Source organism: Desulfosarcina alkanivorans (genome assembly GCF_009688945.1).
Taxonomy (GTDB): Bacteria; Desulfobacterota; Desulfobacteria; order Desulfobacterales; family Desulfosarcinaceae; genus Desulfosarcina; species Desulfosarcina alkanivorans.
The window spans coordinates 6,671,120-6,692,498 of record NZ_AP021874.1; the positions used below are offsets into that span (position 1 = coordinate 6,671,120).

The following is a 21,379-nucleotide window of genomic DNA, read 5'->3' on the forward strand; positions in this document are numbered from 1 at the left end:
CCTTACCTCGTTATACGTCGGTATCGGGCCAGAACTCATCCTTGACCGTTTTCTGGCGGTGCGACCGTTTGCTTGATCGCTTCTCACGGTGAGCCACCGTATCCTCAATGTCCTCGACGGGCCTGAACTTGGTCCGCTGGGGCCGCCTGGGGCGGGTGCCGGTTTTGTCTTCATAGCCCTCGTCGTCTTCCTGCCAGGTCATTGCGACTGCATCTCCGTCTTCGGGTTGATTTTATTATTTTTCTTCCGTGAAAGTGTCTTCGCCTTATCACGGATCGTGCCATAGTCTGAAAAATTATTTAACCCATTTGTATTTCAATATAAAAATGTTTTGCCGTGGCTATCATGCGGAGATTTTTCGGGTAAAATTAAGCATAATTTTGCCTTTTATTGTATTTTTAGGTATATTAATGCTGATTTTGCCTCCTTTCGTCGATGTCGTGTCGTACCCCAGGATCAAAGGTCGCCGAATTTTCTTTTTTTAATTATAAATACAGCTTGTTGAAAGTATTATCACCTTGCGAACGCTAATTTGAACGGTTTTTTTCGGTATTATTTTGCTTTTTTTTTGAGATGGCAGTACATTGGCTTTCGATCAGAGGCTGTACCATGATTCCGTGAGCGTGGAGGTGCCGGCATGCTTATCCGGGTAGGGGTAGCGATTAAGGACAGTCGCCTGCAACGCTATCTGGCAAAGAAACTTTCGGATACCGATGTCCGGGTGGAGGTGTTCGGTCCACCCCGTTCGGTATGGCAGCATGCATTACGCAGCGGTATGGATGTCATCGTCATCAGCGACGCCTATGTCCTTCGTCCGATCGAAAACGGCATTGCCATTCTCAACGATCTGCCGGAAAGCCCCACCACGATCATCATTCATGGCAGCGAATCCCTGGAGGAACACGCCCACCTCGCTGCGGCCGGGGCCGATGTCGTTTTGTACGCGGGCTTGTCGCGAACCCGTCTTTACGAGGCGATCGATTCGGCCCTGGAATCCCGACGCCAGTTCATCCAGCGCAAACGCATTGACCGGAGGGGCATTGTCGAACCGAAGATTTCGGACTTTGTCATGGAAAGCCGGGCCATGCAGGTTTTCATCGAGGACGTCCAGCAGATTATTCCCAGTGACTCCCCCATCCTGCTGACCGGTGAAACCGGTGTCGGCAAGGAGCACCTGGCCAGGGCCATTCATGCCCAGAGTCCCCGTTCGGTGGGCCCCTTCATTTCCATCAACATGGCGGCCATGCCCGAGAACCTGCTCGAGAGCGAACTGTTCGGCCACGAGCAGGGGGCCTTTACGGGTGCGCTGCGCTATCGCCGGGGTGCCTTTGAACTGGCTCACGGAGGAACCATCTTCCTGGATGAAATCGGCGAAATGCCCCTGCATCTTCAAACCAAACTGCTGCGCGTCCTGCAGGATTATGAAGTCAAACCCCTGGGGGGAGAAAACATTGTCGAACTGGATGTCCGGGTGATCGCCGCGACCAACCGGGATCTGGAATCGGCTGTCACCCAGGGAACCTTCAGGCAGGACCTGTATTACCGACTGAGCGTGTTGACGCTTACGATACCGCCCCTGCGCCATCGCAAGGAAGATATTCCCGCAATGGTGAGGCGCTTTACCACCCTGTTTCGCTACAAGATCGGCCGGGAAATCAGCGGTTTTTCCGAACCGGCGCTCAGCGCCCTGTGCCGCTATGACTGGCCGGGCAACGTGCGCGAATTGATGAACGTTATCGAACGGGCCATCCTCTTGTGCCGCAACCCGGTGATCGGTATGGCTGAACTGCCCAATGTGTTCCATGGCGATGGGGTTGCCGATGGAACGCCCATGCAGGGAATGATGCTGGAAGCCGACGACCTGTTGAGCAGGACCCTTCCTGAAATCCAGCAGGAGGTGATGGACAGGGTGACGCGGATTTACCTTGAACGGGTCCTGTCAAAAACAAAGGGCCGGGTCAACCAGGCGGCCCGCATCGCCGGGATCCATTCCCGGGGCCTTTACAACAAAATGAAGCGGCTGGGCCTGCGAAAAGAGGACTTCAAGCGTTAATCCGCCGGAGCCTGGCGGCGGATGGATTTTGGTCGATGGCGGATTCACCGGTTTGGCTTTTCCATCCGGTCCTGCTGTGCTAAAGGAAGCAACGACATGGGACGCGCTGGCTTCTCCTGCCGGTTCTACCATCACATACATCCAATGGTGGTCTGGTTATGAAAAAATTATTGGTCAGAGGTGCATCCGGATCTTCCCAGATAATGGTGGGAGAATCCATCGCCAACCTGAAACGGTATATCGAGGCGCGGCGGACGGTGATCATCACCGACAGCACGGTCGAAGGTCTATACCGGGATCAGTTTCCCGACTGTCCGGTCATTGCCATTGGCGTGGGGGAGAAGATCAAAACCCTGGAAACGGTGACGACCATTTTCAGCCGTCTGGTCGACCTGGAGGCGGACCGGTCCACTTTCATCCTGGGCCTCGGAGGCGGGATCGTCTGCGATATCGCCGGTTTCGCGGCCTCCACGTACATGCGCGGCGCCCGTTTCGGGTTTGTCGCGACCACCCTGCTGGCGCAGGTGGATGCCAGCGTGGGGGGCAAGAACGGGGTCAATTTCGGTGGCTATAAGAACATGGTGGGCGTGTTCAATCAGCCCGATTTCGTCATCTGTGACCTGGGGTTGCTCAAAAGCCTGCCGGTTCGGGAACTGCTTTGCGGTTTTGCCGAAATCATCAAGCACGGGGCCATTGCCGACCCGTCCATGCTGGACTTTCTCGAAAACCACCGGGACGCCGCCCTGGATCTGGATGCGGCCATTATCCGGCACCTGGTTTACCGCTCCGTGGAGATCAAGGCCGGGGTGGTCACCCGCGATGAGCGGGAGCAGGGCGAGCGGCGCAAGCTCAATTTCGGACACACCTTCGGGCATGCCCTTGAAAAGCTGACCGGCATTCCCCACGGTGAAGCCGTGGGCATCGGCATGGTGCTGGCCGCCCGGCTGTCCGTCGAAAAAGGCCTGCTGGGCAGAAACGACGCCCGGCGCCTCGAGCGGATCGTCCACAGTTACGGGCTGCCGGTCCGGCCTCCCGTGGCGGTGTCCGCCATGCTGGCGGCCATGAGAAAAGACAAGAAGCGTGAAGGCGACCGGATCCATTTCGTTTTTCTGGACAGGCCGGGGCATGCCTGTGTGGAAGATCTGGCGTTCGAGGAACTCTCCCGTCTGGCCAAATCCGCCGGGATCGCATAGGAACTCATCCCCGATGCGTTTTCTTTTCATTGAACCGTTTTACGGGGGGTCCCACCAGGATTTTGCCCGGGGGCTGGCGGCCCACTCGCGGCACGATATACACCTGATGACGCTTCCCGCCCGGTTCTGGAAGTGGCGCATGCGCGGTGCCGCCCTTCACTTTGTACGCACCATCGACGACGTGTCCGCCTACGACGGGATCATTACCAGCGGCCTGATGAGCCTGTCCGATTTCACCGCCCTGTGCCCCGGCCGCCGCCCGCCGACGCTGGTCTATTTTCACGAAAACCAGTTGACCTATCCGCTGGCGCCGGGGGAACGCATGGACATGCAGTTCGGTTTTACCGATATCACCACGGCCCTTTGTGCGGACCGGGTCCTGTTCAATTCGCGGTTCCACTACGATCAGTTTTTTGCCGCCCTGCCCGGTTTTATCGGCCGGATGCCGGAGTTCAAACCCCACTGGGCCGTCGACGCCATCCGCAAAAAGGCCGGTGTTCTCCACCCCGGGTGCCGTTTTGACGCAGCGCCCGTTCCCCTTCCACCGCTGCCACCGGGGCCGCCGTTGATCGTCTGGAACCACCGCTGGGAGTTTGACAAGAATCCGGAGGCTTTTTTTACCGCCCTGGACCGTGTGGACTGCATGGGGATCGACTTCCGGATTGCCCTTTTGGGTGAGAACTACCAGGTCCAGCCAAAGGCGTTTGTCGCCGCCCGATCCCGTTTCGGTGAGAAGATCGTTCACTACGGGTTCGTCGAATCCCGGGGGGCGTATCAGGAGTGGCTGAAAAAGGGAGCCGCCGTTGTCAGCACCGCCAATCAGGAGAACTTCGGCATTTCCGTGGTGGAGGCCATGCGCCACGGCTGCCTGCCGCTGCTGCCGGACCGGCTCTCCTATCCCGAAGTGTTGCCCCCAGAATTCCACGACGCGTTTCTCTATCGGGGCGAAGATGACCTGGTGGAAAAACTCGCTGAAATCCTGCGGCATCCGGGGCGATTTGCCGGTGACCGGAAGGTGCTTTCCGGGATGATGGCCCGCCACGCCTGGCCCTCTGTGGTTGAGCGGTATGACCGGGAGCTGGATCTGCTTTCGTCGATGGCGACCTGATACCGGCTTGCGCAGCGGCGATCCCGACGCGGCCCAACCCGTCGATCACCTTTTTGACGATGTCATCGAATTTGATGTAGTGCCGGATCAACACGCGGCCGCGTTCGGGGAAGTCGGACTTGCAGTTGAGAAGATCTTTTCCCGCCTGCACCTCCCTCATCAATTTTTCCCAGCCAACCCAGATTCGCGGCCTTCAACAGCGGATCCCAGAACAGCCTGACCCGTTGGTTGGTCGGGGCTAATTTTACGCTTCGCTCGGCAAAGGCTGCGGCTTGTTCGATGGGGGGGCAGGTCGAACAACTCCAGGCTGTAATTGAGGGAATAGAGGCGTGCCAGCATGCTCCATGTCAGTCCGCACTCCGGTTCCTGGGGACACGCTTGCCAGAGGGCATCAAACGTACCGCGAAAGGTTTCTGGTGAGAAACTGTTCGAAAATCGTTAAAAACGAAGCATCGCCTGGCAGGAGGTGAGTTCCGCAGGGGGCATCCTTATCGCCTCAGGTGACAGGGTCTTGGCAATCACACCGATCGGCCGACCATTACCTATACCCCCCCTCATGGGAGAAAAAAGGGGTCAAAATGGTGATCATTTTCCGGCCGACGGCCAACGCCGCTGCCGAAGAGAACCTTTGCCGGCTGAAGAAACTGCTCGGTTTGGATCTCCATGTCAATGAATTCAAGGTCGTGCATGGCAAGTTCGCACTGGATAACAAGGAGATCGCCGTCCTCAACCGGTCGATGATGCAAATTATGACCGCATACGCTTCCTGTATCGACACGCAGGTATCTGATTTTAATGAAATTCCAATGGGTTCGGACGGGCAGGCCGGTGGGTCGAAGAAAATACCGGCCCAACCCTTGATTCATGCCCACAATGGTACGACAAGTCCGGACGACGCTTTTGTTTCCGTTCATTACCGGGACCGCTGGTGCTGGATCGATGATCGGGATGACGATTCAAAATTCATGTTTAATCTTTTGATCGTCCTATTCTCCTTTAAGGAGAGAGGAAGCCCCGATGCCTTTACGCCGGTGATAACCGTGCCGGCCAATTGAAATCCGACTCGTGCATGCGCAAACGAATGCTGCCGGGATTTACGGCTTCAGAGGAGGCCATGGCTGTCTCCTGGCGAGTCGCCTGATAATCTTAAGAAGAGGAGATTACATGATGAGAACAACGCGATGGATGGTTTTACCGGTTGCCCTGGTTTTGGCCCTGATTTGCTTCAATACGGCCCATGCCGACAAATATGCCAGTACGATCAATGTTTTTAAAAAGTCTGATACGGTCGCGCCCTTCTTCGAAGACTGCTACGGTTACGCGGTCTTTCCCACCGTGGGCAAGGGGGGCATCGGCATCGGCGGTGCATACGGCTCCGGACAGGTGTATGCGCAGGGTGTGCCTACCGGAATCGCCAAACTGTTCAAAGCGACGTTTGGTTTTCAATTGGGTGGGCAGGCTTTCAGCCAGATGATTTTTTTCGAGGATAAGCGTGCCTTCGAGGAATTTACCGGCGGCAACTTTGAATTTGACGCCGGCGTTTCTGCTGTGGCCATCACCGCCGGCGTGCAGGCCAAAGCCGGTACCGAAGGCGCCACGGCCGGAGCCAGCGCCGGTCCGGCCACCGGTGCACAGGCCGAGACGCGCTATCGCAAAGGGATGGCAGTGTTCGTTCATGCCAAAGGGGGGTTGATGTACGAAGCAACAATCGGCGGGCAGAAGTTCAGCTATACGGCCAACAAGCAGTGACGTGCCCACCCATATCAAACACCCCAAATTAAGCCGATGACCCGATCGGTCTTCCGGTGTGTGTGACATTGACACTACGGACAGACGTCACTATATTGCCCGTTTAAACGCAACCCGTTCCACGTCCGCGCGCGGCGTGGTTTTTCATTCCATGAACAAGGAGAAGTCAATGTCGAACCAGAAGGAGAGCTACAAGGAAGAGATCGATCGGGCGACGGCGGTTTTCGAGACCAGCATGGGGACCTTCGAGGCCGAGCTTTATGCCAAGGAATGCCCGGAAACCGTTTGGAATTTCATCAACCTGGCCGAAGGACGGCAGGAGACCGCCAGGGGCGGCAACTACTATGACGGCCTGGGTTTTCACCGTGTGATCGAAGGATTTGTCATTCAGGGCGGCTGCCCCTTCGGCAACGGCACCGGTGGGCCGGGCTATCAGTTTAAAGACGAGTTCGACGCCTCTCTCAGGCACGACGGCCCCGGTGTGCTCTCCATGGCCAATGCCGGCCCGGGCACCAACGGCAGCCAGTTTTTCGTGACCCTGGGCCCCACGCCCCACCTCGACGACCGCCACTCGGTGTTCGGCAAAGTGACCGAAGGACTGGACGTGGTTATGAAGATCGGTTCGGTGGCCACCGGCCCCATGGACAAGCCCAAGGAGCCTGTGGTCATGGAGAAGGTCACCATCCGGCGATAACTGCGCTGTCCGCGACGTAACCGCCGCACCACCAGGGCGATCACCCCCCCCATCCCGTCATCTGACGGGGCCTCCACGAAAGGGGCAAGCATGCTTGAACTCAAAACCGTCAATCTGAAACGTGTGAAGGTGGACACCCTGGTGGTGCCCGTATGTGAAGATCACGATATCCATGCCGACCAGACGTCGCGGTCATTGATCGACACAGCGAAGACCATAGCGGCGTTCAAGGGGCAAAAGGGCGACCGGGTCACCCTTTTTCAACCTGCTGGAACCCGCATCAACCGGGTCGTTTTTTTCGGGCTCGGCAGCCTCGATGATCTTGATGGGGAGGTCTTCAGGGTCTTTGCCGGCAAAGCGGTAACGTTCTGCATCGATGCCGGGCTGACCGCCATAACCGTTGCCACCCCGTCGGCCGCCAATCTGAAAATGGATGCCGGAACCCTATTCGGCGCCTTGATGGAAGGGGCCTGCCTGGGTAATCATATTTTTGACCGCTACAAGCAGAAGCGAGAAAAGACGCCGGTAAAAAAGATCATCCTTACGGCCACTGCCGCCCAGAAAAAGGCGTATGCCGGGCTGGCCGCCTCGGTGGCGGCCGTATGCGACGCCACGGTGATGGCCAGGGAGTGGGTGACGACACCCTCCAATGACAAGCGTCCTGCCGCATTTGCGGAGATGATCCAAAAGGCCGCCACGTCGGCGGGGTTGAAGGTCAGCGTCAGGGATGACCGCTGGCTGGAAAAACAAAAATTCGGCGCCATGCTGGCCGTCGGTCAGGGCAGCAGCGCCACACCCCGTCTGGTCATCCTCGAATATGCCCCCCGGGGTGCCAAGAAAACCCTGGTTCTTGTCGGCAAAGGCGTGACGTTTGATTCGGGCGGTATCAACCTGAAGCCTTCGGGAAGCATCGAGACCATGAAGATGGACATGTCCGGCGCCGCCGCCGTGGCCGGCACCATGATGGCCGTGGCCCGCCTCAAACCGGGTGTCAAGGTGGTGGGCGTCATGCCCCTGGTGGAGAACATGCCGTCGGGTACGGCGATCCGGCCCGGGGATATCATTCGATCCTATGATGGTAAAACCATCGAGATCGGCAATACCGATGCCGAGGGGCGCCTGATACTCGTCGATGCCATGGCCTGGGCCATCAGACGCTACAAGCCGGACACCATGATCGACCTGGCCACCCTTACCGGTGCCTGTGTCGTTGCCCTGGGTGAGAAGATTGCCGGTGTGTTCACAAAAGACCCATCGCTGGCCGATGCCATTGTCGCCTCGGGGGAGAAGACCCACGAACGCTGCTGGCCGCTGCCCCTTCCCGAAGACTACAGGGAACTTTTGAAAAATGACTTCGCCGATCTGAACAACGTAAGCAGCGGGCGCTGGGGCGGTGCCATCACGGCGGCCCTGTTTCTCTCTGAATTTGTCGGCGACACGCGCTGGGCGCACATTGACATCGCCGGGCCGGCCTGGGCCAAGAAGGCGTCAGACTACTGCGGGGCCGGCGGCACCGGTTTCGGCGTGCGGCTGTTGTGCGATTTGATCGAAAAGATATGAGATCGGCTGCCGGCCGTCTGAAATCGGAAATCCATCGGATTCCCGGGACAATGAATGGAACCCCGGGGGTGGAAGTACCGGGGGCGGGGGCTTGAAAGGGAAACGTTCAGCCGCGGCGAATCGAATTAAAGGTAATGGCCATACCCACGGCCGGGAATTTTTCCCGGCCGTCCCATATCTCAAACCAAAACACCGAATGGAAAAATTGAATAAAACAACTGGTATTTTCAGATCTGGTTCGTAAAACGCGCCCTGTATCTGCTGAGATGTCGATTTGTTGCCCATCGTCCAACATCGCAGGCATCTGTGTGGCTTTTGAGAATTTTAATTGCTCTTCAACGTGTATGAAAACGCACAAGTTTCATCAGTGTTCAATCCTCGTTCAACGGAGCGGCGGCGCTGAATTCGTAAAGAGCAGCCGCTTGTTTCCAAAAAACACAGCTCCCGGAGCCCTATTTTCCGCTTGACCACCAGGATCATCCCATCATATTCATACGTAATGACAGTGATTCACCGCTGCCTTCTTCCTTCCTGTCGCAACGGCTGTTTTGAAAATCCTGATCCTGAGATGCCCCTATATTTGATGCTTCATACCTGAAGGCGCTATCCATTAACGGTGATATGTCCGTCGATGATCCCATGGCGGGTGCCCGGATCCCGACATTTTCAGATGGACGGGTGGCGGCAATTGCCAGGCCTCGACCGCAGGGAGTGAAAATGAAATCGGGTAGCAGGCTAAGCCGTGAACAATTGTTGAGCTGTCTGGAATTTGGGAAAGCCCTGACTTCCGAGCTGGACCCGAACCGGCTGTTGAAGCGAATCATGGAAAAAATTTCCAGGCTTTTCCCTTCGGAGACATGGTCGCTTCTGCTTCTGGACGAGACCACGGAAACATTGAGATTCGAGCTGAGCATCGATCTCGATCTCGAGCAGATGAAAACGTTCCGGCTGCCCCTGGGACAGAGCGCGGCCGGGAGATGCGCCTTGACGCAGGAACTGCTCGTGCTGGAGGATGTCAGGCAATATGAATTTTTTCACGGCAAGGTGGATGAACTGTCCGGCTGCCGCACCGAGTCCCTGGTGTGTGTTCCCATCCTGTTCGCCGGCCGCACCCTGGGGGTTCTGGAAATGGTCAATCCCAGATCCCTGGACGAGGCGAGCATTACCTTGCTGGCCCTGATCTCAGACTATCTGGCCATTGGGATGGAGAACACCCGCCGATTCAGAAAATTGCGCGATATGGCCATCCGGGACAGTCTGACCGGTCTATACAACCAGCGCCATCTTTATCGTTCCCTGGAAGCCCTTATGGCAAAGTGTAAGGCCGGGGGAGGGTGTTTTTCACTTATTTTTCTGGACATCGATGATTTCAAGACGGTTGTCGACGCGGAAGGCCACCTGAATGGCAGCCGGACCCTGCGGGAAGTGGGCCAGAAGATAAAAGGGTGCCTTGACGCGTCATCCTTTGCCGTGGCTTATGGCGGGGATGAGTTCGTGGTGGTGCTGCCGGATGCCGACAGCGGCCAGGCGGCTGAGACCGCCCGCGAGATTCGAGAATCCATCAGAGCCGCCACGTTTCTGGCACGCTGGGGGCGCAGCGTTCAGGTGACGGCCAGTTTCGGTGTCGCGACCTTTCCTGATCATGCCGGCGATATCAAGGCGTTGCTGGCCCTGGCCGACCAGGCCATGTTCCGGGTCAAAAACACCGGAAAGGATCGGGTCGGATTGAGCCTGAATCGGCCCGGCGTTGAAACCGGCTGAGCGATTCAGCGCGGCGGCGGCAAGGGTGACGCCGAATTGGTTCCCATCGATGGGACAAACTGGGTTCGCTTGGATGAGAGGCGCTTCGTGACTGGAGTGCTTCACCTGTGGATCAGTCGGGGGGTAAACCGCCCTGCGATGCCCGGGGCTTTTTCCCCGGGTGGCCGCATCTTTCTTGTGCGTATCGCTGGTCTCCTCATATGCCGTTTTTCCAATTCCCCCACAGGCTTTTACGGTACTCCGGACACTCAGCTGTTTGAGCCGCATACAACCGCAAGGCAGTGCATCTTTTGCCGGCTGGATGAAAAGCGCCTTTTCCATAAATCGTTCCCGGGCAATGTCAGACAGGCAAGGGTGCATCCGGGCAAGATGCCGTAGTCAAGGGAGATAAAATGGCGAACATCAAGCCGTGCAGCAAGCGCCCTGTCCTGACCCCCTGCACTTTAGCGGGCCTGAACTACCAGGTCGATCCGTATATCGGATGTGAACATTATTGTTATTACTGCTACGCGCTCAACCAGGCTGAAACGGATTGGCGGGAAGAGATCCACATTCATGAGGACATCACCCGCCAGCTGGAATCTGAACTGGCAACAATTGCACCCCAGACCATATATATGGGCTGGCAAACCGATTCGTATCAGCCGTGTGAGGCGGAATACCGACAAACCCGCCAAGTGCTTGAGCTGATGCTGAAAAAAGGCTTTTCAGCAAGTATCCTGACCAAATCCGACCTGGTGTTGCGTGACACGGACCTGTTACAAAAAATGAACCGGGCATCGGTCAGTTTCTCGGTGGCATTCAATGATGATCGAACGCGCTGCCTGTTCGAGGCCAATACCGTTGACAATGAGAAAAGAATTGAAGCCCTCCGTGAACTGAAAAGGGCAGGGGTAAGAACCGCTGCGTTGCTCTGTCCGGTCATCCCTTATCTTACGGATGCGATCCAGTTGATAGAACTGCTGGCGCCATGCACTGAGGTTATCTGGATATACGGTCTTGGTATCGACGATCGTTCGGGCCGGAACTGGTTATATATGCATAAGATTCTAAACCGCGAGTTTCCCGGTTTGCTTGAGCCGATTGCGTCGGCTGTATTCTCAAAAGAACATGATTTTTGGGCACAGCTAAGAGGTGATCTGGTGAGGCTTAAAAATGATCGACAGTTGAACCTGAACATCCGTTTGTAGGAATTTCTTGTTGATTGTCGAGAAAAGGCCCAGCAAGGCTTTTGCTGCGGCGCGCAAAGCGCCGCACCCGTTGAAGGGCAAGGGCCCTGCAGGTGCGCCGCGTCACGGATGTCGACCCTCTATCCCCCCAAAAGGAACGAATATGGGCACCTTTCAGATCTCATTGATGGAAAAAAATGATATCCGGGAATCCGCAACCGTTCTCAGTGTGGCGATGCTCAACAATCCTCTCCACGTTGCTGTTTTTCAGGGCAACGGTGAGACAGAACGCCTGGAAATTGAAAACATGTTTTATACCCTTCTGGTTGAATTGCCCGGCATTGTCTTTCTGGCAAAAGAAAAACGAACGATTATCGGGGTGATGCGGATGACGTCATGCCAGGGGCGAAAAGTTGCCGGCGTCTCCAAAGCCGCAATATATGAAAATGATATCGGCTGGCGCAAGTCTGTATGGCATGCGGAGTGGGACCGTCACGACCCATCGGAGCAGCATTGGCATCTGGGGCCGATTGGCGTGCTGCCGGGTCGGCAGGGCTCAGGTATCGGTTCCATCCTCATGGAGCGTTTCTGCAGGGAAGTGGATGCCTGCCTGGCAAAGGCCTACCTGGAAACAGAGGGGGATAAAAATGTGCGCTTTTATGAGAAATTCGGGTTCAACATCGTTGGAGAGTCCGAAATATTCGATGTCCAAAATCGATACATGTCAAGAGATCGCATGAATCGACAGGATCGTTCGAAATGTTGACCAATGGCCAAGGCCAGCCACACGCGCACTCCGGTTGCACAAAACTGCTGCAAAAGGCCTGTTATTGGACGGGCGGCCACAACATCACCAGGTGGCGGCCGTTTTCGATCAAAAGTTGGATTCGTTTTCCCACCCGCGAGACCAGAACGGGCCAGTAATCGCTGACTGCCGATGATTCTGAAATGTTGGGGGAGACCTCAATATTCATGAACAGGCGCACCAAGGCCCGGTACGTTTGTTCCCCCAACCGGTCACTGCCTTCCCAACGCCAGGCAGCGCCCTGGTGGTTCAGAATAATGGAAATCGTCCGATCCTCTTTTTATGGACCGACCATATAAACCACCAATTTTACATTTTCTCCACTTGCAAACCGTTTATACCTTGACGCGACAAAGGCAAATCTGGTCTAAAGCCGTTATGGAAAGGTTAAATTAAAAAGAAGCCAACCACATAATAATATATTTAATATATAGTTATGTGCGTGGCCTCTGCTAAGGCTGAAATGTTGACCAAGCCAATCAGATCAGATTAAACGGCAAAATCGTAGCCTCAAGAAAATAATACTTATTGGTCGTACCATAAAAACACGGCCAAGATCAGAGGGGGTTAAGTGGTTACATTCAAACAGACCCGGAAAAAAGGCGTCGTTCAAGACGTCATCCAGCAAATCGAGAATGCCATCGTCCGGGCGGAACTGGTTGAGGGGGCCAAGCTCCCTCCGGAAAGAGAACTGCAGGGCGCGTTCCAGGCCTCCCGCACGACCATCCGGGAAGCCCTGCGGGTTCTGGAACAAAAGGGCCTTATCACTATCCGAAAGGGCAAAGGCGGTGGCTCTTTCGTAGACCCCAAAAGTGGACTCAGATTCGGTGAGAACCTGGACCTGATGATCCGTTTGGGCCAGGTCAGCTTGAGTCAATTGTTCGAGTTTCGCAGCAATATCGAAGTCCTCGCCTTCGAGTCGGCGATCTATAAGGCAACGGCGGCGGATATCCGCCACCTGAGAGAGATATACAGAAAAATGGAATGGGCCGCTGAAAACAATGGGGGTGACCACCAGGCGTTTTTCGAGATCGAAAAAAAACTGCACAGAACGATGGCGGTTCTCTCTGGAAACCCGCTGTATGGCCTGGTGCTGAATACCATCACGGCGAGCACCTGGAAAGTCATGCGCTTTTTACCGAACTCGGAAACAGAGATGGCGGCAGCGCTGGCGGACTGGCATGACATCCTCGACGCAATGGCCAAGGGCGATATCCACAAAGCGACCACGGTAATTCGGGCCCACCATTTAAATTACCGGCGGGTGTATGAAACCTATTTGAAAGAGAAGAACTTATGTGATCGGACGCTCGCACAGGCGATGGAAGACGTCGGATAGATCCGGCCTGGACCGTTTTTTATTTTGAGGAACGTCAATCAAGCGAAAAAGAAGGAAGAGGACCACCATGCTGCAATCGGGACAGACCCAGTCAAGTTCAATCCGAATGCGGATTTTTTCCGACGATCAGATCTGGGAAATTAAGCAGGCCGCTTTTGACATCGTCGAGAAGGTCGGTTTCGTCTGTTTCCATAAGGAGGCGCAGAAGATGCTGGCCGACGCAGGGGCCTGGGTGAAGGCGGACCGGATTCGGCTCCCGCGGCACATCGCCGAGGCCTGTCTGGCGACAACGCCCAAAGGATGGACCATCTACGACCGCGATGGCCGTCGCGCCATGGAGGTGGAAGGTCGCAAAAGCCACTACGGTACATCTACCGCCAGCCCCTATACCCGGGATGTGTATACGGGCGAAATCAGGGCCACTGGATTGACCGACATCGCCAATGGCGCCAGGGTGGCCGATGCCTGTGAGAATATCGACTTCGTCATGCCCATGGGGTCCTCCAGTGACGTGCCGCTCAATACAGCGGATGTCAACGAGTTCCCCACGGTGGCGGCCAACACGACCAAACCGATGGTGTTTATCGGGTACACCCCCCTGGGGTGCGCGTATGTCTATGAAATGGCAGCGGTTGTCGCCGGCGGTATGGACGCCCTGAAGGAGAAGCCTTTTGTCATCGCCTATCCCGAGGGCATCGCGCCGCTCTTCTATCCTGACGACACGATCGAACGCATCTTCGTCTCCGCCGATCGGTTCATGCCTCAGCTTCCCGGTTCCACTATCCAGGCCGGTGCTACCGGCCCGGTGACCCTGGCGGGGGTGACAGCCCAGATGACGGCTGAGGCCATCATTCACATCGTCATCGCCCAGCTGCGGAACCCCGGGTGTCCGGTGGCCATGAGCGCCAACGCAGCCGTTCTCAACATGACCACGGCCCTCAACACCATGGGGGCCCCGGAGCTGAGCCTGGGGCAATGTGCCCAGGCGGAGGTGGCCCAGTCCTTCAATCTGCCCACATGGGGGCTGGCCGGTGCGACTGATTCGAAAGGACTGGATGCCCAGGCAGGACTGGAGGCCGCCTTTTCGATTTTAAGCCAGGGCATGGGAGGACTCAACCTGATTCACGACGTCGGCTACATGGCCGCCGGCATGATCTGCAGTCTTGAACAGCTGGTCATGGGCAATGAAATCATCGGTATGGCCAAACGTTTCGTCAGCGGCATTACCGTCAACCGCGAGACCCTGGCGCGGGACGTCATCGAGGCCGTGGGACCGCGGGGCCATTTTTTGCAGCAGCGGCACACCATGAACCATTTCAAAGATGAGTTGTGGCGGCCCGGCCTGCTGGACCAGACTGCCATCGAGACATGGACCCAGGCCGGGCGGCAGACAATGGCGGACCGCACCCGCGACGCGACCGTCTCCATTCTGGAATCCCATACCCCGAAGGCGCTTTCCGACAAGACGATGGCTGAACTGGAGCGCCTCAGAAGGGAGGCGGAACGGGAACTTCTCGCCCAACTGGAAAAAGCGTAAGCCGCGTTTGGCTATAGAGAAAGGTTTATCCGGATGAACAAACTGAGATATGATGTCATCGTGATTGGCGCCGGAATCATCGGCAACTGCATCGCTTATGAGCTGGCCAGGAGCGGCCGCCGCAGTCTGGTCGTCGACAAGCTGGGCGGTTCAGGTTTTGGAACGACGGCCGCCAGCTGCGCCATTATCCGCCTGCACTACTCCACCCCCCAGGGGGTAGCCCTTGCCAGGGAAGGCTACTACTACTGGTTGGACTGGAAGCGCTATCTCAAGACGCCGGATCCAACAGGCATGGCGTCTTATAAAAATACGGGCAATCTGATTTTCAAAACCGAGGTCAACCGGAACCTCGAGAACGTTAAGGCCGCCCTGGACGAGATGGGCATCGGTTACCTGGACCTGGAACCGGAAACGATTGACGCGTTTCTGCCCGATCCGGATCTGCGCGCCTACCATCCCCAGAAAACGCTGGACGACCCGGCCTTTGGAACCCCCACCCGGGACCGCATCGCGGGCGCCATCTATGTGCCGGAGTCCGGGTATGTCAGCGACCCCAAACAATCCGCCCACAACGTGGAGGTTGCGGCGCGTGCGGCGGGGGCCGATTATCGCTTCAATGCGGAGGTGGTGGCGATACTGAAAAGGAATGGGCGTGTGGATGGTGTCCGGCTTGCCGGCGGAATGGAGATCGGGGCACCCGTCGTCGTCAACGTTTCAGGACCTCACTCGCACCAGATCAATCAGATGGCCGGTGTGGAGACCCGGATGAAGATCAAAACCCGGGCGCTTCGTGTGGAGGTGGCCCATGTCGAAAGCCCGGAGGGGGTGGACTGGGAACGCAACGGCGTCATGATGTCCGACAGTGACACCGGTGTCTACTCCCGGCCGGAACTGGGCAACCATTGGCTCATTGGAAGCGAGGAACCGGCCTGCGATTCCCTCGAGTACGTTGATCCAGACAACTACAACCCCAATTTTACGGATCAGGCCCGGGTTCAGGTCCTGCGTGCAGGGATTCGCATCCCCGGTCTTCCCGTTCCCAACCAGCTCCGGGGGATGGTCAGCCTTTATGACCTCAGCGACGACTGGTATCCCATCTACGACAAAAGCGACCTGCCGGGTTTCTACATGGCCGTCGGCACCAGCGGCAACCAGTATAAAAATGCGCCCGTGGCAGGCGCTTTCATGGCGGAACTGATCGACTATTGTGAAAAGGGCGGCGACCATGATCGACATCCGCTGCAGTATCGGATGAAGTATCTCAAACGGTCATTGGATATCGGGTTTTTCAGCCGCAACCGCGAGATCAACCGTGCGTCCAGTTTCTCGGTGATTGGATAAACCATTCGGTGAAAACGCGGTCAACCCTTCTGACCAATCCAAAAGGGTGAAACCAGCAACTGGCTTCACCCTTTTTTTTCTCGTAAAAATTTTCAATCCATTGGCGTGCTGCCACATCGCAGATTGGCCCAAGGTTTCGCCGGGGGCTCCAAAGCAAAGCGTGCTGAGGATGAACGTGCTGACAATGTCAATCGGTACATCGCGACGAGATGCATACACTGGCCATCTACACCATCAGTGCTCTCTGTCCGGCATTATTTTTGTTGACTTAATTTTTTTGCCTTTTAATAAGTTTTTTTCTATCCTGTCCGAGTCACTGACGGCATGGTCGTTTAAAGAGGGATAGCCAGGTGCCGCTATCGGGAATCTGCTACGGCCACCAGATCATCGCCACGACCATGGGCGGTGGGGTGGAATTTCATTTGAGATCTGAGAAAAGGAATTTTTTTGAATGTCACATATCAATAATCCCATGGAAATCTATAAATTGTTGAATGGGTCTAACTGTAGAGAATGTAATGAAAAAACCTGTCTGGCATTTGCAGTGGCCGTGTTTAAGGGGAAAAAACCGATACATGCGTGTCCACATTTGGATAAAGAAGTGATTGACCGGTATGGAGGGGCAATTGAGAAACCCAATACCATCGATGAGTATAAAGCGGAAGCCATTGCAATGCTAAAGCATAAGATTTCTTTAATCGATCTTTCCGAAGCAGCGACACGCCTGGGCGCCCGGTTTTCCCAAAACAAACTGACCATAAAGGTTTTTGGTAAGGATTTCAGTGTGGATACCGATGGCAACATATCATCTGAAATTCATATCAATGCATATATGGCTGTGCCGGTATTAAACTATATCTTGAACGGTTCGGGCACCTCTCCCCACGGAAAATGGATCACATTTCGAGAGTTGGCTGGCGGGCCTTCCCGATATGCCCATTTTCAACAATGTTGCGAAAAACCCTTAAAACGGGTTGCCGATAACTATACGGATCTGTTTAAAGATATGCTGGAAATTTTCGACGGGAAACAAATGGTCAGTCATATTGATTCAGATGTTTCAATAGTTTTGTATCCCCTGCCTCTTCTTCCTATAATGGTTTGCTACTGGAAACCGGAAGATGGTCTTGAGTCCAGTCTTCACATCTATTTTGATTCTGCATCTGATGATCATCTTGACATTGAATCCATCTATACACTTAATGAAGGTGTGGTTTTGATGTTCAAGAAGATCGCCTTGCGGCATGGTGCCTGATTCCTCTTCAGCCCCGGCGTGCCACCATCGCCTCGGCCAGTTTTTCCGCCGACCGGCCGAACAGGTCGTCCACGGGGACATCATTCAGGTAGGCGTCGGCCCAGGGGATGCTGTTTTCCTGGACGATGTTTTTGATGTGTTCATACTTTCCACCCAGCGCTTTGATTTTTCTGTCCAGAGGTATGGACGCCTTGAACGCGATGTTCAGCAGTAGCAGATAGCGGATGCGGCTGCCGTCGGTGGGATCTTCGGACGTGGCCGGGATGACGACGATGCTGCGTCCGTCTTTTCTTCCCTTGCCGATATAGACGTTGCCCTTGCCGACAATGATGCGTTTGGTGCCCTTGAGGACATTGTCGGTCTCTACCCGTGAGGGCAGTTCGGCCAGGATGCCCGTCTTTTTCAGGATGTCGATGGTGGTCTGTTCCGTGGGGTCCCCCAGCAGGCCCAGACCGTCAATGCGGTACAGAATGCTGCCTTTGACGCGGTCGATCACCCCCTGTATGTTTTTCATGACAATCACGTTGCGGTTGATCACCTGGGCGATATCCAGGGCGTGATCGACCAGGGCGTCGAAAAGGATGCCCTCCACCCGCTCGCTGATCCTGCTGGTGCCTACGGTGACGGTCTTGGCCTGGTGCTTGATGGCGTCCACCGGGCGGGACATGAGGTTGATGGACTCTCCCAATACCCGGAACAGGGTGTTGAGCACATTTTTGGCCGTGCCCTTGAGACCGAAATCCATTTCGAAATCGGTCAGCGGGAGCCGGCCCGACAGGTATTTGAACAGCAGGGTCAAATCCGATGCATGGGTGATGGCCGTGGGGAATTGGCTGGCCCGGCGCCTGCTTCGAAAGGCCTGGTAGAAGCCGGCGATTTTCTCACGGAATGTTTTTTCCAGCACCACCTCGTAGACGTCCAGCCCCTGTTCGGCCAGATCGTCGAGGGTGCTGTGGATGGATTCGCGCACGTCGTGCAGGAAACGGGAACCTTCGTGAATGGCCAGTGCGGCGTGGTAACCCCAGATATGTCCCACCAGCGTGTTGAGAATGGGCGCGAACTGGGGGCTCACCTGGGGAACGTGAAACACATCGTCGGCATAGGGACCGAAACGCTCCTCCCCTTCATCGGCGATGACCACCGGAGCGGCCTTGTGGGCTTTGAAGATGGCCGTGTCCTTGATGATGTCCCCGATGACGGTCCCCTTGGCGCCGGCGGCACAGACGATGATCAACGGCTCGGAGGAGAGATCGATGTGCTTCTTGTCTTCGACATAATCCGAGGAGATGGTCTTGTAGCACAGTTCGCTGAGCTTGATGCGAATTTCATCGGCAGACGCCTTGTTGGGGCCGCTGCCCACGGCAGCCCAATAGGTCTTGGTGGCCGCCAGTCGACGGGCCGACGCCTGGATGGACTCGCCCATGGCCAGAACGGTGCGCATGTGCCCGGGGATCTGCAGCAGTTCGGCCAGCTGGTCCGAGAGAAATTCGGAGGAGCGCCGGCCCGTGATGCTGGCCACCTTCAGCCCGAGCAGGGCCCCGGCGACGATCTGCGAGTAAAAGGCCTTGGTGGAGGCCACGCTCATCTCGATATCCCGGCCGCTGGAGGTATACAATACGCCGTCGACCTTGAAAGTGATGTCCGAATCCCGCCGGTTCACGATGGCCAGGGTCCGTGCGCCGCGGGCCTTGACCATGTCGACCGTGCGGTTGGTGTCGGTGGTGGTGCCGGACTGGCTGATGGCCACGACCAGGGTGTCGGCCATGCTGTTTTTATCGTCCCCCTCGTTCAGTTCGAATCCGCTGAGTTCCGAGGCTTTGAGGGCGCGCAGCTGAATGGCGGGATCGGCCAGATAGGATTTCAGGATATCGGCACAGGCCTGGGCGGCCACGCCGGCAGTGCCCTGGCCCACGAAAAAGATGCGCCGGATGCGATCCTCGGCGAAGGCCGCTTCCAGGCCACCCGGGAAGGTCCGTTCATCGAGATGAATGACATAGTGCGGACCGTCGCCGCTGTCGGCAATTTTCCAGCGATTGAGCAGGGTGCGCTCCACCGACAGGGGCGCTTCGGAGATCTCCTTCAAAAAATAATGGGGAAAGTTCTGGCGGTCGATATCCCGGGACGTGATTTCCGTATGTTTGATATCGGTATCGGTGAGCACGATGGGGGTGCCGTCGTAATACATGGCCGAGATGCCGGAAAGCCCGCCGGAAGATCGCTGGTCGAGGACGAAGATCTGGCCCTGGGTTTTTCCCGCCTTGCCGTCCACCACCTGTTCGCCGTTCATTTTCAGAAAATTCGCTGTTTCCTCGATGAACCCGTACACCTCTGAAGCGGGCATGTAATGGTCGTTGGCCAGCCCCACGAACACGGCCTGGCCGCTGCCTTTCTGTGCCAGGAAAAATTTGCCCGGGGCCAGGTCCGTGTGCATGGCGATGGCGTGAGACCCCTGGAAATCATTAACCGCCAGCCGAAAGGCCTCGGCCACGCCGGCACCGGTTTCCAGGTAACGCTCGACCTGCAGGGGGATAATCTTGGTGTCCGTGGTGATCGATGGGGGAATCGAACGCCCGGATGCCTCCATGGCGGCCCTGAGTTCCAGGTAGTTGTCGATATCGCCGTTGAGACAGGCATGGATGATGGGGCCGCCGTTCAGGGTGTCCCCCGAGACGGTATTGTCCACCGGGTGGCAGTTGGGTTCGGTGATGGCACCCACCGAGGCCCAGCGCGTATGGGACGACACGGTGTGAAACGAATGCTCGGCGTCGGCAATCTGCTGCAGGATTGCATCCTCCCGGATCTGCCGGCGAAGGAAGCGGATGTTGTCTCCCAGGCTGCCGATCTCGGCGGCAATTTTGTAGACCAGCGTCAGGGCCACGCTGGGCTTGCCGTCATCGGTGGTCGAGCGGTTCATGCTGATGCTGTTGTTGCCCAGCACCTCCCGATTCATCCGCTGATCGAATGCGGCCGCCTGCCCCTTGCGGTTGAATTCGGCCTGGAGGCGGTCGTAGGTCTCTTCCGGCAGGTGAAAAAGGATGGAGATGCCCGCGGAATCCCGGCCCCGGACTTCAAGCCGGTCGATGCTGTTGAGCACGGCGTTGATCTGCCTGAAAACGGTGATGCAGCGGTCCGCCCCCTGATGGCCGTCTGCAGGCATCAACGACCGGATGCGCTCGATGTTGCCGGCCAGTTCCACATCCAGGCACCAGATCATGTCCTTGAGCGATTCGATGCGCGCGGAGACGATATCCACCGCCCGGGTGTCGAGACTGCCCGCCTGGCGGACCAGCAGCGCCTGTTCCCGTTGCACGATCCCCGACAGCCGGTCGGAAAGCCGGGCCAGGGTTTTCTGAGCCGCCGGATCTTTGAAGATGCCCAGAAAGGGCGTTTCCTGCTTGAGGGAACGGATCGCCGCCAGCAGGGTGTCGTGTGTTCCCCGGCCTCCTAAATAGCCGTCGACGATGGCTTCGGATTGCTTAAGGTCCGATTGCAGGCCGGCGTTGTCAGCCGTCTCGACCAGAGGCGGCAGGGCGGACAGATCCACGGCCGTCGCCTGCTCGGCCCGGCCCTTGACCGCGATAATGCCGGCCAGACCGCAGCACAGCCGGTTGGGGCGGCAGGGAAAGAGGATCACTGCCGGTCCGGACACCGTTGCCGGATGGCGTCCCCAACGGACTGCGGGCAATCGGGAGAGCCGGCGTCGGGTGTGCCGGTGCAAACGGTCAACGGTGCATGCGGCGTGCCTGGCCACGGCGGCGATCAGTTGATATTTCATAGCTTTGCCTTTTCGGTGTCAGGGGTACTCGGTGGAAACG

Annotated in this window: 17 protein-coding genes; 15 read left to right on the top strand and 2 right to left on the bottom strand. The window is 56.6% G+C overall.

The genetic code is table 11. The features are described 5' to 3' along the window. Positions 1-10 precede the first annotated feature (10 nt). Positions 11-202: a hypothetical protein gene (locus tag DSCA_RS28975; RefSeq protein WP_155319755.1), complete on the bottom strand. Its 192-nt coding sequence runs from the start codon at positions 200-202 to the stop codon at positions 11-13. Between the two features lie 435 nt (positions 203-637). On the opposite strand from DSCA_RS28975, the gene DSCA_RS28980 reads away from it, so the two are divergent. The 15 genes from DSCA_RS28980 to DSCA_RS29050 all read left to right on the top strand — a co-directional run bounded on the left by DSCA_RS28980 (position 638) and on the right by DSCA_RS29050 (position 17,564). Next, the gene (locus DSCA_RS28980; protein WP_155319756.1) at positions 638-2,053 is read left to right on the top strand and encodes a sigma-54 interaction domain-containing protein; all 1,416 of its coding nucleotides are present in this window, start codon (positions 638-640) and stop codon (positions 2,051-2,053) included. 158 nt (positions 2,054-2,211) lie between these two features. Beyond that, a complete protein-coding gene (aroB, locus tag DSCA_RS28985) occupies positions 2,212-3,246 on the top strand; it encodes a 3-dehydroquinate synthase (protein WP_155319757.1) in 1,035 nt (344 codons plus the stop codon). 13 nt (positions 3,247-3,259) lie between these two features. After that, a complete protein-coding gene (locus tag DSCA_RS28990) occupies positions 3,260-4,354 on the top strand; it encodes a tRNA-queuosine alpha-mannosyltransferase domain-containing protein (RefSeq protein WP_155319758.1) in 1,095 nt (364 codons plus the stop codon). A gap of 578 nt (positions 4,355-4,932) precedes the next feature. Beyond that, the gene (locus DSCA_RS28995; RefSeq protein ID WP_155319759.1) at positions 4,933-5,409 is read left to right on the top strand and encodes a hypothetical protein; all 477 of its coding nucleotides are present in this window, start codon (positions 4,933-4,935) and stop codon (positions 5,407-5,409) included. Between the two features lie 109 nt (positions 5,410-5,518). After that, complete coding sequence (locus DSCA_RS29000; RefSeq protein WP_231716312.1) at positions 5,519-6,103, top strand: lipid-binding SYLF domain-containing protein; 585 nt, start codon at positions 5,519-5,521, stop codon at positions 6,101-6,103. A 169-nt stretch (positions 6,104-6,272) separates the two neighbouring features. After that, positions 6,273-6,797, top strand: a complete 525-nt coding sequence (locus tag DSCA_RS29005; protein WP_155319760.1) for a peptidylprolyl isomerase — start codon at positions 6,273-6,275, stop codon at positions 6,795-6,797. Between the two features lie 90 nt (positions 6,798-6,887). After that, positions 6,888-8,357: a leucyl aminopeptidase gene (locus tag DSCA_RS29010; RefSeq protein WP_155319761.1), complete on the top strand. Its 1,470-nt coding sequence runs from the start codon at positions 6,888-6,890 to the stop codon at positions 8,355-8,357. Positions 8,358-9,074: 717 nt separating this feature from the next. Beyond that, the gene (locus DSCA_RS29015) at positions 9,075-10,118 is read left to right on the top strand and encodes a GGDEF domain-containing protein (protein ID WP_167528001.1); all 1,044 of its coding nucleotides are present in this window, start codon (positions 9,075-9,077) and stop codon (positions 10,116-10,118) included. Positions 10,119-10,510: 392 nt separating this feature from the next. Then, entirely contained in the window at positions 10,511-11,308 is a 798-nt protein-coding gene (locus DSCA_RS29020) for an SPL family radical SAM protein (protein ID WP_155319763.1), read from the top strand. A 142-nt stretch (positions 11,309-11,450) separates the two neighbouring features. Then, entirely contained in the window at positions 11,451-12,053 is a 603-nt protein-coding gene (locus tag DSCA_RS29025; RefSeq protein ID WP_155319764.1) for a GNAT family N-acetyltransferase, read from the top strand. A gap of 610 nt (positions 12,054-12,663) precedes the next feature. Next, positions 12,664-13,431, top strand: coding sequence for a FadR/GntR family transcriptional regulator (locus DSCA_RS29030; RefSeq protein WP_155319765.1), 768 nt, complete (start codon positions 12,664-12,666; stop codon positions 13,429-13,431). A gap of 37 nt (positions 13,432-13,468) precedes the next feature. Then, a complete protein-coding gene (locus tag DSCA_RS29035) occupies positions 13,469-14,968 on the top strand; it encodes a trimethylamine methyltransferase family protein (RefSeq protein WP_269434694.1) in 1,500 nt (499 codons plus the stop codon). Positions 14,969-15,001: 33 nt separating this feature from the next. Beyond that, the gene (locus tag DSCA_RS29040; protein WP_155319767.1) at positions 15,002-16,309 is read left to right on the top strand and encodes an NAD(P)/FAD-dependent oxidoreductase; all 1,308 of its coding nucleotides are present in this window, start codon (positions 15,002-15,004) and stop codon (positions 16,307-16,309) included. 350 nt (positions 16,310-16,659) lie between these two features. Continuing rightward, complete coding sequence (locus tag DSCA_RS33400; RefSeq protein WP_155319768.1) at positions 16,660-16,803, top strand: glutamine amidotransferase-related protein; 144 nt, start codon at positions 16,660-16,662, stop codon at positions 16,801-16,803. Continuing rightward, positions 16,761-17,564 carry a DUF3786 domain-containing protein gene (locus DSCA_RS29050; RefSeq protein WP_155319769.1) on the top strand — a complete coding sequence of 268 codons (804 nt, stop codon included), beginning with the start codon at positions 16,761-16,763 and terminating at the stop codon, positions 17,562-17,564. The genes DSCA_RS33400 and DSCA_RS29050 overlap by 43 nt, the downstream gene beginning before the upstream one ends. A gap of 7 nt (positions 17,565-17,571) precedes the next feature. Here DSCA_RS29050 and DSCA_RS29055 read toward each other — a convergent pair whose 3' ends face one another. Continuing rightward, entirely contained in the window at positions 17,572-21,339 is a 3,768-nt protein-coding gene (locus tag DSCA_RS29055) for an SIS domain-containing protein (RefSeq protein ID WP_155319770.1), read from the bottom strand. Between the last annotated feature and the right edge of the window lie 40 nt (positions 21,340-21,379).

Excerpts from the sequence above, each read along its gene's own strand:
- DSCA_RS28975 (WP_155319755.1), bottom strand. The coding sequence starts at position 202 with ATGACCTGGCAGGAAGACGACGAGGGCTATGAAGACAAAACCGGCACC.
- DSCA_RS28980 (WP_155319756.1), top strand. The coding sequence starts at position 638 with ATGCTTATCCGGGTAGGGGTAGCGATTAAGGACAGTCGCCTGCAACGC.
- aroB (WP_155319757.1), top strand. The coding sequence starts at position 2,212 with ATGAAAAAATTATTGGTCAGAGGTGCATCCGGATCTTCCCAGATAATG.
- DSCA_RS28990 (WP_155319758.1), top strand. The coding sequence starts at position 3,260 with ATGCGTTTTCTTTTCATTGAACCGTTTTACGGGGGGTCCCACCAGGAT.
- DSCA_RS28995 (WP_155319759.1), top strand. The coding sequence starts at position 4,933 with ATGGTGATCATTTTCCGGCCGACGGCCAACGCCGCTGCCGAAGAGAAC.
- DSCA_RS29000 (WP_231716312.1), top strand. The coding sequence starts at position 5,519 with ATGATGAGAACAACGCGATGGATGGTTTTACCGGTTGCCCTGGTTTTG.
- DSCA_RS29005 (WP_155319760.1), top strand. The coding sequence starts at position 6,273 with ATGTCGAACCAGAAGGAGAGCTACAAGGAAGAGATCGATCGGGCGACG.
- DSCA_RS29010 (WP_155319761.1), top strand. The coding sequence starts at position 6,888 with ATGCTTGAACTCAAAACCGTCAATCTGAAACGTGTGAAGGTGGACACC.
- DSCA_RS29015 (WP_167528001.1), top strand. The coding sequence starts at position 9,075 with ATGAAATCGGGTAGCAGGCTAAGCCGTGAACAATTGTTGAGCTGTCTG.
- DSCA_RS29020 (WP_155319763.1), top strand. The coding sequence starts at position 10,511 with ATGGCGAACATCAAGCCGTGCAGCAAGCGCCCTGTCCTGACCCCCTGC.
- DSCA_RS29025 (WP_155319764.1), top strand. The coding sequence starts at position 11,451 with ATGGGCACCTTTCAGATCTCATTGATGGAAAAAAATGATATCCGGGAA.
- DSCA_RS29040 (WP_155319767.1), top strand. The coding sequence starts at position 15,002 with ATGAACAAACTGAGATATGATGTCATCGTGATTGGCGCCGGAATCATC.
- DSCA_RS29050 (WP_155319769.1), top strand. The coding sequence starts at position 16,761 with ATGTCACATATCAATAATCCCATGGAAATCTATAAATTGTTGAATGGG.
- DSCA_RS29055 (WP_155319770.1), bottom strand. The coding sequence starts at position 21,339 with ATGAAATATCAACTGATCGCCGCCGTGGCCAGGCACGCCGCATGCACC.